Source organism: Nocardia sp. CA-120079 (assembly GCF_050955745.1).
Taxonomy (GTDB): Bacteria; Actinomycetota; Actinomycetes; order Mycobacteriales; family Mycobacteriaceae; genus Nocardia.
The window spans coordinates 2,775,749-2,790,509 of sequence record NZ_CP192088.1; the positions used below are offsets into that span (position 1 = coordinate 2,775,749).

Below are 14,761 nucleotides of genomic sequence, written 5' to 3' on the forward strand. Positions count from 1 at the left end.
TCAATCGACTCTTCCGGAATCCATATCCTCGGCGTTCGGTGGGGTGCCCATCCGGCGCAGTAGCGTCAGGGTCTGTTCGATCGCCTCCCGGGTTTGTGTGTTTTCCAGGAGTAAATCGAGTGTGACCTGGTTCATCCTCTCCGCACGCAGATAGACCGGCAGGTCTTCGAAGAGTTCATCGAGTTCGATGTGCAGCTGGTGTATTGCGGCCGAGGCATCCTGCGGCGCCTGGTGCGATGACAGGTGGGTAGCGATCTCGGCCAGCGCTTCATCGGCTTGACGAATGAGATCGAGCCCGACCGCGTAGTTGCTGGTATTGACAAGGTAGTACGTTGCGGTTTCGAGTCGGCCCGACAAGTATGGCTCGGCCGCGGTGGCGAAATCTCGGGCCGACCCGCGCCGTGCGCGGGCGAATTCCGTCGCACTTTGGGGCAGCGACCGCAAGGCTTGGATCAGCACGGGGGAAAATCCATTCCTCCATCGCATCGCCAAGTAGCCGTCGGCAACGTCCGACCAGGACCGGATCTCCTTCCACAGCCAGTCGGATGCCACTCGGGCGTGAGCCGCAGCCACCGGTCCCCGATGCGTTTCCGCGAGATCGGAATCTCCGGTCAAGGCGGATTCTTCGTCCCAGGGGACAGCCGCCACTGCCCGCTCGACGAACTGAGCGTTTCGTCCGAGTATCGATGGCAGGGCGTGCAGTTCGGTCACATAGTGGGGATCCGTGGGATGAGGGATCATGGCCCCTACGCTGTCCCGCACCGCGTTCGCGCTGGCCGCGATCTCTTGTGCCGTCTGCAGGTGATCCGCGAGGTACCGCGCGACCTCGAAAAGCGAGGGGTAGTCGGAAACCGGCCCGGGGGCATTCGAGGCGAGCCGACGAGTTAATTTGACGACCAGCACGTTCAGGGCGCGTGCCGCGCGTGCCAACTCCTCGGTTGTGGACTGCGGCTGCGGCTCGCCACCGTCGAACGCCGCCAAGTGGGCGGTGATTCTGGCACGCAGGTCAGTCATCAATTGTCGGGCCTCGTCAACGGGAAGGCGACCAGCCCAGGATTCGAGTTGCGTCAATGTGGCACTGAGATCCGGAATTGCGATCTCGACTGTCGATGGCGTCGTGGGGACAACTTGGGCTGCGGGTGTAGTGGTCGGCGCTGGAGCCTCGTTTCTTGCGGAGGCAAACGCAGCGCCAGCGGTCTCCGGCTCGGCAGTCGCAGGCTCGGCACGCTCTGCTCTTGTCGCCGGTTGAACAGTCGGGGCGGTCCATTGTGCTGGGGGCGGGTCGTACACGCCGATCGCGTCACCGATTGGTGCGGCGGGAAGGCCTTGCGAGTGTCCCCACTCTGCGCGGGCTGTCATGAAAGCCTGCTTCAATTTGGTATGGGCGAACTGAATCTGTCCCGGTGTGAGGAGCCCGAAAGCCGCCGCGCGCGTCAGTCGGATGATGTCGTGGATTATTCGCTGGATCTGCAGAAGGATGATGTATATAGAGCCGCCGGACGGGCCAACACCTTCCAGGTGATAGAGGCGGGCCCAGTCGAAGCTGGTGGGCCCAGGTCGGGCCAGCTCCCAGTCCAAAACGGTTATGCGGCCGTCCTCGACGGTGAGGAAAACTTTCTCGAAGAGAATGTTACCGAAATGCAGGTCCGTGTGCAGTAAGCGGTTCCGTACGAAATCGAGGAACCACGACAATTTGATGACGGGTTCGAACGGATTCCGAGGTACTTCCAACTCATCGAGTATCGCACCGAACTCAGGGAGCGCGGCTTCGAGGATTTTCATCTGTTCGTCGACCAGCTGACGTATGAATTCTCCGGGATCATCCTGAGGTTCTCCGTCTACCGGGTCGCCCGATCCCAGTGGGATGGGACGCATTTGTCTGTGTAGTTCCTGGATGGCGGCAACCAACTGGTCGACCGGAGCATTCGCCATATCGGCAAACCGTTCGGCATTGTCCACGAATCCTTGGATCTGGACCCCATCGATGCGGCTGCCATCGGGCAGTTCGACGCCGTCGAGCACCTTGAACACCCGTGGTACGTACACCCGTGGCCCGCCGCCGACACCATATCGCGCGAGCAGTTCGAGCACCCGCCATTCCTTCTCGACACGAGTATCCATGCCGTCGCCCCCGGACTTGGCGAAGCGCACCATGAACTGGCCGACGCGAATGTTCAGATTGTAATTTCCTTTCATCGCCGAGGCGAGTGATGGCAACGCTCTCTCGATAATGGCCAGGGCGACGTCGTCCGGCATGTCCACGCCTGCTGTCCCACCGAGAAACCGATACTCCTCGATCGGCAGGAGGCCTGGTACAGGGTTCGCGCTTGCGTCCTCCGGACCCTCTGGTGCGTCGATGTCCGCACTGGCGGACGACTTGTCGGCGGCGAGAAACCTCGCCAATTTACTGATCGTGTTCGCTACCGACTTTTGCGGCTTCCTGCCGAGGTACACCGTGTCCGCTGCCACGACTTCAGGAAGCCCTTCCCAGAACTGCAGCAGAAGGTATTCGCGCTCATGAGGCTCGAGAGCATCGAAACCGCGGTCCCACTTCTGTCTATCCGCTCCCGCCAGTGCTCGGACCAATGGGTTCGAATCGTCCATGCCATTGGACATGAAGGTCCACAGCATCGCCTGCCGGAACCGCGCGTGCCGCACATGTTCCACCGCCAGTTTCCGGGCAAGGGTGACCAGCGCTGCCGGATCGTGATCGCCCGCCTGCGCGAATGCCTCGGCAGTAATGCTGTGGGCGACTTGGTCCACACCCACCAAACGCAGCACTTCGCGAAACACTGTGTCCGCGAGCGCCTCTGGGGACGCGTCGTCGGTAGGCTCGTGCGGCGGGTGCGTCGGCGGCTCAGGGTTGTCGGCCGCGCGGGTGTCGGCATCGGATTCGGAATCGGTGGTGTCGGCGGCCGTGAGGTTCGCCGAACGGGTCAGCGACTCGACCAACCCGATGAGCGAGTTGCGCAACACATCGTGCAGCACCGCGTCGCTCAAACCGAGCGACTGCGCCGTTTGATCCACCGTTGCACGCTGCACGAACAGCCGCGCAATACTGATTCGCCCCGACCGACTGCGCTCCACAAGGGCTGTTGCCATCGCTTTCCTATCCGCGCGCGCCACCACCGTTCGCAGGCGATCGGAATCCGCAAACCCGCCCCCTGCCAGCAACGCGGTGTAGAGCCGTTCGCCGATACTCGTCTCCGAATCCCAGCCCGCGGCAATGACGGTCTTCATTGCCGCCCAGTCCCCGAGTAGCGAAGGCTCCTCCGCTCCGAGCCGGCTCACCACCGTTGTTGCGCCGCCGTCGATCGTCAGATACCCCTGGTCGCGCAACCGTCCGAATACCCGAGACACTGTCGGCGCGGACAATCCGAGCTCCGCGGCAAAGTCCCGAGTCGAGGGGAGCCGCCAGCCCACACGCAGCATGCGCGAGCGGATCGCCTTCCGCAACGTCCGAAACAGATCCGGGCCACTCGGCGAGAGACCAGCCCCGCTGAGCGATCGATCCCCGAGTAGCCGCCGCAGTCCCGCCGATGAGACTTGCCCGCCCGCAACGAAATCGGGACCCATGGCCACCCAGGTTTTGACGTCGTCATGGGTCCCCGGACGCCCCTCGATCGCCAAACGTCCCTCGTCGCGCAACAAGCGATAGGCGTACTCAACGCTGGGCGACGGCAGCTCGAGCGCTCTGGCAACATCGTCAGCCGGCGGCAGCAGCCCGCCCACCGGGACCCTGCCGTCGAGGATCGCCGCACGCAAACTTTCGACGAGGATCGCGATGCGCGGGGTAACTCGTTCTGGCAGTGTGCTCGAAGACCAGTCCGGGAGTACCCCCACCAGATCTGCCACACCGACCACCGTGCGCGGACCGAGATCCAAATCATCGCCAGGCTCATGATCATCCGACCACCTGCCGGAATTCGCCACCACAGTTCCGATGCCAGCGCGGATCAGAACATACCGCCCGTCCCGCAACAGTCCGTACGCCGTCGTCACCGATTCCACGGACAACCCGAGATCCTCAGCGAGTTCGCGATCTGGTGGCAGCAGCTGGCCGGGACGCAACTTGCCCTCGATTATCCCGTCGCGCAAGGCATCCGCGAGTGCCAAGAAGTCCGGCAGGCCGGCCGCCGTCAACTCGCCGAACCCCCAGTCCTCGAGTAGCCGCTGCACGTCCGTCAAATCGGCGACGTCGCGCCAGGTCAAGTTCGAATAGCGTTCTGGCGCAATGCTATCCGTCCAGCTGTCGGTGCCGGTCAGGAATTCTGTGACACCGCCGCCTGCACGCGACAGCAGTTGCGACGGGCCGGTTCGCGCGCGGCCGCCCCCCTGCGTTTCATCACCATTCGCCACGACGGCGCCCGCACCGTGGCGGATCGTCATCAACCCCTCGTCGCGCAACCGTTGATATGCCTTTGCCACAGTCGATTTCGATACCCCGAGAGCAGGTGCGAGGTCCGCGGACGGGGGCATTCTCCAGTTCACCAGCAGTTCTTCGGAGAGGATGGCCGCACGCAAGCCTTCCGCGAGGAGCGCGACATTCCACGTATCAACCGCCCGCTCGGCACTGCGCGACCAATTCTCGAGTATTTCTCGCACCCGCGCGGAATCGACCACCCCACGCACGGTGAAATCCGAATCACCGCCGGACTCACGGCTGTCCGGCCGCGCGCCGGTCAACGCCACCACAGTCCCGGAGCCGTGGCGGCCGACCACTAGCAGTTCGTTCTTCAGCTGCTTATATACCAGCCCCACCGTCGCCTGCGACAACCCGAAGTGCTCGGCGAGTCCCGCCGCCGACGGCAGCTGCTGACCCGGGGCCAGCCGACCGGACCGAATCGCCGCACTCAGTGCGTCTACCAAGGTCGCAATCGCGGGGAAGCCCGCCTCCAGCTTCGCGCGCAGCAACCGATCGTCGAGTACCCACAGCAGCTCTGCATCGACACGAGACCCTCGGGACTTGCCGGTTGGTTCGACGATCTCGCCGACGTCAGGTTCCGTCTGCGCCTCGGAAACGGTCCGGTCACCCGGCTCGTCGCCGGTTGGATCGGATGCCAGCCTTGGCGACGAAATATTCTCGACTGCATCGGGTTTCGGCCTCGAACTGTCCTCGCCGCGGGCGGCCCGAGTCGGCGGTTGCGGTATCGGTGCAGCGGGGCCCCATTCCTGTCCGTTATCGGGGTCATGATGGAAAACAACTCCGCCGTCGGGGATTCCGGCGAATCCGGGCCTGCCCATCTGCGGTCGGCGTCGGGCGGGCAGATCGAGTGCCTCGCGTACGTCGAATTCGTGGAAGGGTACTACCGGCCCGGGCGGGTTGGTGCCGCCCGCGCCGCGCGGTTTCGCGGCATTGTCCGGCCCGGTCGAGACAGTCGGGGTCCTGGTGCTCGATATCGATGGTTCCGCGTCCGCTGGATTGTCCTCGGCCGAGGGCGGGGTGGCCGTGTCCGGATCCTGTTCTCGCGCCGCTATTGCGGGATCAGCTCCATGGCGCAGCGATCCGTGCGTTTCGTCCAACGCCTCGACGACCGGGCGGTCCGCGTCCGGGATGCTCGTTGTCGCGGGAGGCCGCGCCCCCGTCGCATCCTCAGGCGCCGTCGGCCCTGATCCGATCAGATTGTCGATGAACGGCACAGCAATGGTGGTGTTTCGCGGGCCGCGCCGCCGGACGGCATCCCTGACATCGTGGATGAATGCCTGCGTCTCGGGGTGTCCCCGGTGGTGGAGGTACCGACCGAAATCGTGCTCTCCGGCCAGCAGATCTCGCACGGTCGATACGAATTGCCGTACTGCTCGATCCTCGCTCGACAATGTGTCGGCGCTTCGGCCCTGCTGCGCTCGGAGGGCCTGGCGGAGTAGCTCGGGTGCGGAATCGGATGGCGCCGCAAGCATTTCCGCCACGGTGGTCGCGAACCACCGACCGATCCGATCCTCGGCTGATACCGCACCGTCGAAACTTGCCTGTATCTCATGGGCCTCGCCCAGCAGATAGGGCTCGACAACCGTGTTCAGGTACTTCTTGTCGACCGATGGGGAAGCGAGATGGTCTTCATAGAGGACATCGGCCGTACGTCGGGTGCGCAGGTATGTCGGTGATTGGCGCACGAGCAGCCGGCAGCCCGGAAAGTGCAGTCCGAACACCCCGCCCCGCTGGATCTGATTCCAGTGCGCATGCTCGGCGGCTGTGAGCAGGGGTGGCGCCAGCCAGTCGTGTTCCGCCGGGAGCAGCGGCCTGGGCGCCACCAACGGGAGGTAGGGATATTGCGGAAGTTCGTCGAGGGAGAGGGCGCGGGCAGTCCGGGCGATGACGTTGGACGATCCGTCCTCGGTCTGGGTCTGAAACTTCCAGACCGGGATCAGCACGTCGGGCAGTTTTTGCCGATGTTGCACGATAAGCAGCGCGCCAGGTGCCGAATTCGGCAGGCCCAGTAGCGCAGCCGCCTCCAGCGAGGCCGCAGTGATCGCGGCAAGCGTGCTCAATCGAGCACTGCGCTCCGCCAGCCAGGAGAGCTCCCAGGCTCGCTGTTCCGGGCTATCGATCCAGGCCCGGCCCCGTGGCTCGCCGGCCGCGGGCTCCGGCAGATCAGCGATGTAATCGAAGCCGTGAGCGAGCAACTCCGCTTTCAACTGGACAGAATCCGAAGATGCTGGCTGGGTCGTTGCCTCGGGAGTGTGCCGTGCGGCCTCGCTCGCGAACTGATCGGTCTGCGTGGCTGGATCCGCCGGCGATTCTGCCGGTGTGACGACGGTAGCGGCGGGCTCACGTGATGAGGACGGTTGTGCGATCCCACGTGCGCGTATCGTTGCTTCCTCGGGAAGTGGCGTCGACGCCCCGTTCTCTGACACCGCGGCCGACCCACGTCCGATCACCTCCGCTGTGGTCGCCTCCGGAAGGATCCGACCGAAGGCCGTACCCGGCGAATCGGTTCGCGTCTCACCCCCCGCGGACGGCGGAGCCGAAACCCGGTTCTCCGACACTGCTCCGGGTTCGCGTTTCTGCTGGCCGTTCTCCGGTCCGGCGGCCGAACGGTCACCCACGCCGTGGCCACCGTCGGTGTGGGCGCCAGCCGCGAAACCAGTGCCCGTTTCGGTCTGCCTGCGTGGCCCGGCGTCACCGAGCAGTAGCGCAGCAAGTCGCTGGATGGCCTTGTAGTAGGTGTTTCTGTGGTCCGACCCAAGTATCCGCGCGACTTCACGCTTCGGTTGGTTCTGGATGAGCCGCAGCTCGATCGCGGTCTGCTGCTTTTCACCGAGTTCAGCGAAGTGCGTGTCGAACGCCGCTCGATCGTGGAGCAAGGCATTCTTGACCACCTGCAACGGCTCGTTACCAGCGTCCGCCTCCAACAATTGAGCAAGGCGCAGAAAGGCAGCCCGTTGCATCACCTTGACCGCACCTACGTTGCTGCCCAGCTCCTTCGCGGTGGTCGCAAGGCTCTCCTCGCGCCGGAATCGGTGATCGAGGCAGGCGCGCTGGGCCTCGGTGAGTTCATCGATGCACTCTTCTAATGCAAGCCGATCGTTGTCCAACGCTTCCCGCACGACCGGTGGCAGCCGGTCGAGAATGAGGCTGCGGGCCAACGCCGTAGCGATTTCCGCGGCGGGCACTTCGTGGACCACCGGCGGTTCAACCGGGCGCGGCTTCTTCGGCGTAGCGGGCGGATCGTCGTCACCAATGATGTGTCTTTGCTTGGCCACCGCGACAAGCTCCGCCCGATCGCCACGGGTATCGAGCTTGCCCCGGATGCGTTCGATGTGGGAGTACACGGCGCGGGGGACTATTTCGTGAGCGTTCGCGATCTCAGCGGTGGTCCAGCCCGCCGCGACCATACGGAGCACTTCGGCCTCGACTTCGGTCAGGTCCCCTTGTATCGGAGTACGTTCCCGGTGCGCATCCGGCGCTTCGGACGGGGCTGAAGCTATTGTGGGAGTACGTGTTTCGACCTCGTCAGTGGATTCGTCATGAACTGGCCGCGGCGAAGTGGGTAGCTGCGCGCGGGTGCCTCCTGCGGCCGCAACCCTGACAGCCCATTCGCGGGCCGCGTCCCAGACCATGCGGGGCGGAATCGCCCCGACCGATTTCACCCCGGCCGCAGCCATTGCGAATCGAACAAGACGACCCCTGCGATCGGCTGTAAGGGCGTTGAGGCACCCCCGGACGTCCGAGGTAGACGCGTCGGCCCAGACCTGGATCAGTGGATCGGACTCCGCCAGCCCGGCGCTCCGGATGACGAAATTCCGGACATGATGCCAGATCGTGGCAGCCTGGCGATGCTGTCCCACAACATTTCTGGCGACGATGGTAACTACCCATTCCTCGATGCCCACGTCGTTGTCGATCTGGGAGAACCGCTTGATCGCGGTCGTGCATACTTCGTCGGCGATCTCCTGCGCCGATGAGCGTCCAACGGCCCGCTCAGCCAGCTGAAATACCTGCGCGCCGAACTGCTCACGAATGAGGGCGACCGCCTGCTCCCGATGGCCTTGCGCGACATGCCCTTCGACCAACTGCCTGAGTTGCTCCGGCGTCACCTCGCCGGTCATAGGCTGGTCGTCTCGATGGTGAGCTGTCGGTTGGCTGTTCGCGTGTTCTTCGCTGTCGCCGGGCGGCGTGGCAGAGGGTTTGTCCCACAGCCGGTGGTCGGCTGGGTCGTTGTCGTGCTGATCGGTGTGGAACGCGAGTGTTCGTTTCAGTGCTTCCCGTGCCGGGTTCGCACCGGCGAGGCGGTGGCGTTCGGTGCGGGGATCGAAGGGGTTCACGTCGGCGTGGTCGAAGGTTTCGGTCCCCATGGCCGGTCCATCGGTCTGGCCCACGCCACCAGCGGGTTGCGGTGCCTGAGGGTTGTCGGCTGCGCCCGGGGGCTGCCGGTTTTCCTGTGCGGGGCCGAAGTCGACAGCGCCGTCGCTGTCATCGGCGACCGAATTCGCGGTTCGCCACCAGACCAGATCCCGGAGTCGGCCGGGGCCGGTATCACCGAGCCGATGCGGCACGCGCTCGGCCAGGGCAGCGAGGCCTGCGCACACCAGGGAGATGTTGTTCAACGCCGTGGAGGGCACCTGGTTCTCCGGATCGCGATAGGAGAAGTAGCCCTGATGGATCCGTATGACGTCGCGAACTTCCGGTGGAGCCGCTGCGGCGAGACGGATCGCGCCCCAGGGGCCCGCCGGATTTCTGCCGTGGCTGAAGCCGAAGTATCGGCTGTCCGGATCCGAGGTTTCCCCGCTGGCCTTTGTCACCGGATCGCGGTCGTCGGCCAACGCGTACACGTTGTCGCCGATACCGAAATCATCGGCGCTTTCCATCGGGCCCGCGCCCGGAGAGGCGACGAGGATCACCTGGTCGAAGTAGTCGGCCAGGCGCTCGCCCCGGCCTGCGAAGCACAGTGTGGTGGACCCGTAACTGTGTGCGACCAGGTTACGCAATTGTGGAACTGCGGCGCCTCCGGGTTGCGCAGCCGCGGCGGTGCGTGTTGCGTCGTAGGCGACGATCCCCGCCGCCACGACATCTCCGCCCCGTTCGGCGAGTATCGAGGCGCGCACCTCGTCGACGGCGGTCGGGTGGTGGTAGCCGATATCGATGATGGCGGCTTGCCTGGTATCGGGTGCGTGCCGCAGCGAGGTCTTATGCTGTGCGAGTACGGATTTCGCTCGCTTCCCGAGTGTCCGCAGTGTGGTGCCGAGTCCACCGAGATGGCGGGACACGATCGACGCGGCGTCGGCATCGTCGATCGACACCGTGATGCTGCCGTTGCCGTCATAGGCGGTCGCGTCATATTCGATCAACTGCACTGGGGGAGAACCGATATCGCGCACGTCGTCGACGATGGCCGCCAGCTGTTTGAGCGTCGTGACGAGATTGAGCAGATGCTGGTGTTCCTGTTTGGACAGCGTGCGGCGCAGGAACCGTCGGCCGGTTGGCCTGCGCTCGAGGAATCGGTTGACATCTCGGGTGATCGATCGACGGTTCGCCACATCTCGAGCCGCGTACAGAACCCCGTCGGCATTGCCGATCTGATGTGGATGCACGGCGGTGATCGCTGCCTGTTCCGCATCGGTCAGTGCATGCCACCACTGCGACACCTCGGTCGCGCGATACCACGAATCCTCGATCAACCGATCTGGATCCACCGGTGCCGTCAGCGACGACAATGTCGCGTCCGGGCCGAGATAGCGCTGCAGTTCGACAATCGCCTGAGCGGCCAGGCGCTTCTCGGCCTCTGTCGGTTCCGGATCGGCCAGCGCCAATAGCTCCGGGCGATCCAGAATCTCCTGCTCGATCGCCTCGACATCCGCCTCGGTGGGCATACTCGTGGGTGGGGCCTCGGTTGTTTGCCGGAAGCCGTTGCCGACGAGGCGTTTCAGCGCTGTCCATGGGGTGGTGCCGTCGCTGGATTCCCTGCTGTGCACGGTATCGGAGGATCCGGGCGTGCTGGTGTCCGAATCGTCCGTGAGCCTCTCAACCGGTCGTTGCCGCGTGCTGTCACCCGCGGCGGGCAGCCGGCCCGCGCCGTTCCCGCTGGACCCGGCCTCGGCCATCAGCAGCGACAATATCCCCAAGATTCCGAGTGGGCCGAGTGGGCCGGGCTTGCGGCGATGTGGATATGCCAGCCGTTGGATGGCGTTCAGCACCTTCAGCCCGTCTCCCGACAGGGCCGACAGCCTCCCGTTCAGCACCGTGGCAATCGTCTCCGCTGAGACGCCGGATTCGTCGGCGATGGTGTCCGGCTGGGCCAGCACGTTGCGCAGCACGGCGGGAATGCCGGGCCAACGCAACTGCACCGCTGCGGCCAGTATCAGGAGTTCCTGCGGCTGGTGCACTGGCTCCTGCCAGAAAAGTACCTTTCGAACCTCAGAGTCGTGCACGCCGGCCGCCTGTGCCACTTCCTCGGCCGTGGCCACGGGGAACTCGGATACCGCGCCCGTTGCCGTCTGCTGCGGCAACGGCAGCCCACGGTGTTCGGCGGCGGCCCGCACCCGCCGCAGCGATTCCCCTTCCGGCAGTATGCCTTTGACCGCGGCGAGTACCTCGAGCACGTCGACGCCCGCATCCGCCGCGACCACGCACCACACCGGTAGCTCCGGCAGGCCTCGTCGTCCGAACGTGGGACCCGCGATCAGATCGTGATTGTCGTGCGGTTCGCCCGGCTGAGACTCCTTCTGGCCCGCCCGCCCGGGTGCGGTGCCGCTGTTCTCGGCCCATGAGATGCCCGAGTCGGCGAGCCAAGTCGTCAGCTTTTCGTGCAGCACCCCGACCGCCGCGCTGCCGCGCTGCCGGTCCGCTCCCAGGTCGACAGAGCTGTGGGCTGTGAAGGTGTCGTCGTGCGGGGTGATGGTGAAAATGACCGAGCCGCCGCCGACGAGCTCGATCGGCAATGTTATCGATACGGAATCGCCTGTCGACATCGTGCTCGTGCGTCCCACCCAGAAGACGACATCCTCGCCCTCGGCTTGCGGGCTGACCCCGTAACCCCTGAACAGCTTGTCGGCGTCGCGGGCGTGGTCGCGAACTAGTTGGGCGACCGGTATCTGGGTTCCCAAGCCGCGCCACAGCAATCCCTGGCGTTCGGCGCCGAGTTTGTCGAAGGCGCAGGCGCTGAGGTCCGCGCCGTTCCGCAGCAGTGCACCCAGAATCTGTGCGGGGACCATGGGGTCGGCGTTCCAGTCGCCGAAGTTCTGATCGAACACCATGACCTCGGTGGCTTGGCCATCGATCTTCCAGGTTCCGAAGCCGCTCAGCTCGTCGATCGAACCGCCCTGCGCGACATATGCGGCGAGTAGCTCGTCGTGAAAGGCGTTGGCGGTGACGAACTTTCCTGCGGTAGTCAACAGGAAGGGCTGACCGCCGCGTTCGTCGTCGGTGCAGTAGGGCAGATTATCGGGCCCGACAAACTGCCCGTCGGAGTCCACCGTCGGCCAGACGAGATCGATCTCCGTCGCATCGTCGGACGGGATGTTCGATGGGGTCACAGACTTGTATCCGGCACGAGTCGGCGCCGCGGAGCCGGATTCCTCCGCTCGACCGTCGGGCACGATCTCGGGACCGCCGGTGATCGATGAGCTGGACCGGGCCGCCGGATCAGGGATGTAGTCGCCGACCCAGCCTTTTCCTTCGTCGGGCAACAGGTAGCCGTATACCTGGACCTGGCCCTTGTCGACGAAAGCGCGGGTGATCACCAGTCGCCTGTCGCGAGCGGTGACGGTGTTCGACGCTTCGGAGGTCGATTCGGTTCCCAGTGCCGGAGTCCCATGCGGAGCACGCGCATGCGCGACGATGGGGCCTTGGTACCGAGGGGACGGGGTGCTGACGAGTTCGCCCTGCCAATAGAGCGGCACGGTGTGCATAGCGCCCCGCATGCTGCTGGGATCCGCGCTGTCGACGTCGTCGAGTTCGATCGGCAGGGCCAGCCAGACGGCATCGCGAAGACGGTGGGATGCCAGGGCCGCATCGGTGCGAGCGATTTGCGGCCGAGCTGGATCATCGGGCGCCCGGTGGCCGGGTGGCGTGCTCAGGTATTGATTGACCGTCGAGACCGTGGCCGTTCGTAGCTCGGCGCGCTCGGAATGGTTCCGGATGTATGCTGCGGCTGCTGCGGCATCGGGGAAATCGGCTATGCCCTCGGACAATTCGTTCTGCGCGATCCGGTGTTTCTCCGTGGGCGAGAGAGCGTCGAACTCCGCGGCCGACATCAATGAGCGGTAACGGAATTCGTGCGTGGTCGTCGATACGCTCGATTCGCCGATGTCCGATTCGATTACGCGCAGGCACGCGTCGGTCGCCGTGACGAGCGCGTCGAGCGCCATGAAGTTTTCGGCCGAACTGATCGCGAGCTCGATTTCCGAGGACACTTCCGCGCTCGCGCGTCGGCGATCCCACAGTTTCATCTGAAATAGCTCGACTCGCCTTCTGCTGAACGGAGTGAGCGCCGCACCGCCGAGTTGTGCCAGTTGCGTGCGCAGTTCGTCGCGCTGCCGGCGCATCTGTTCCAGCCTCGGTCGATCCCGGGTCAATTCACGGACCGATGGCAAGCGCTCGTCGGCGGGAGTTTCTGGGTTGGCCCGTACTGCTTGCGCCGCTTGCTCATTCGCCTCGGCGGCAGTGTCGACCCCGGCGGCTTCGGCGATCGCGGTCGCCAGGGACCGAATCGCTGTTCGCAGCGGAAGATCGCGGGTCTCGGCGTAGGTCGGTCGTTGTGGTTGCGTGGTCGGCGTGCCGGGTTGCAGCGGCCACAGCTGTCGGATCCTCTTCCGCTGGTCGGGGCGCAGGGCGGCGTGAATATGGTCATCGATGGTTTTTCTATCCGCCGCTGCGAGCGCCCGGCTGGTGGGTCCGTGCTCATCGATATCGGTTGGGGCGACGAACAGTGCCCAGACCCGCTGTCGGAACCAGAGGAACTTGCGATGCTCGGCCATCAGGATTCGGGCGTTGTGCACGACCCATTCCTCGACGCCGCGCGTACCGATCTTGCCTAAGCTGTCGACCGCATTCACGCACGCTTGATCGGTGATATCGCGCGCTGTCCGGTCGTCCTTGACGTTGGCGAATACCCATCGAAGAACCTTGGCGGCGAACTCCTGTTCCTGGATCAGGCGGACCGCCTCCTCCGTAAGGCCCTGCGCGACAAGCTGTTTCGCCTGCTCGCGGAGCTGTTCCGGCGGTATCTCCTGGCCGGCTGCCTCGGGTTCGGAATTCGGCGGTTTCGCGGGTGCGGCCGACGGGTGCACGTCGGGGTCGCCCGCGTCTTCGGGGCCACGTCGCCGGGCCGCACCACCGCCGTCGGCGGGGAACGGCGCGAGGCCGGGCACTTGCTTGTTGCGCTCCAGCCCCAGCTTTACTTCTCCGCCATCCCAAGGGTCTCCGACGTTTCCGTAGCCGATGACGGTGTTGCGCTGTGCCTTCGGCTGTCCGGTAGCTGTGCTGGCGTGGCCGTCGGATTCGCGCTTCGACGGCGTCGCGGGTTGGTCTGCTGCCGGCGGCCGCAGGGCGCCGGTCCCGCCTGTCGGCCCGTTCGGGGGAATTTCCGGGTCCGGTTGTGGCGTGGTGTCGCCGCCGTCACTGTCGTCGTCATCGTCGACCGTTTGGGCTTCGGTTGTGAGACCGAGCCGCTCGGCCTCGGCGGCGGCCTGTTCGACGAGGGCCTCGTGTACCACGCGTTCGCCTGCTGTGGGTGTCAGGCCGTCGACTTCACCGGCGACGGTTGCTTCCGCCACGACTTCCTCGAGCTTGAAATTCGTGGTGGTGGACCCGTAGGTGCTGAATTCGCCCGGCGGCAAATGCAGGAAACCGTCGTCGGTCGCTCCGGGAATTCCCGGGAAGTGTTCGCGCAGTTTCGCGAAAATGTCCGACTCGGTATTGCCCGCCATGATCTTGCGCAGCCGGTGCGTCAACTCGTGGATGGTCAGGCAATACCACACCCGATCGAGGTCGGCGCGCCAACCCCCGTTGGCTACCATCGCGGCCGTCTCGCGCCGTAGCAGCTCTGGCGCGGTGGCCCACTGTTCGTTGAATTCGACGACATTGCTCGGCAGCGTATGGGCGAATGTATTCTCCCGCAGCGGTGTGACCAGGAACTCGGGTTTGCCGATCACCGGGAATCTGCCGACCATATGAATAGTGCCGTCGATTATTTCACGAACGGTCTGTGCCCTTATTCCGGGGTTATCGAAACCGATCATCCCAAACCCGCGCTCAGCGCGCACTGTTGCGATCATCGCGTTCTTGATCGCCTGTTCGGCGGGCGACACGGGGTGATATTCCGCC

1 protein-coding gene (only partly in view) is annotated in these 14,761 nt (G+C 64.9%); it reads right to left on the reverse strand.

Annotated elements, in window-relative coordinates; genetic code table 11:
• A protein-coding gene (locus tag ACQPYR_RS12705) for an MFS transporter (RefSeq protein ID WP_433631484.1) crosses the window boundary here: on the reverse strand, window positions 1-14,761 show its 3' portion. 41,438 nt of this gene lie beyond the right edge of the window; 14,761 of the gene's 56,199 nt are visible here — the last part of the coding sequence; the start codon falls outside the window, past its right edge; the stop codon is at window positions 1-3.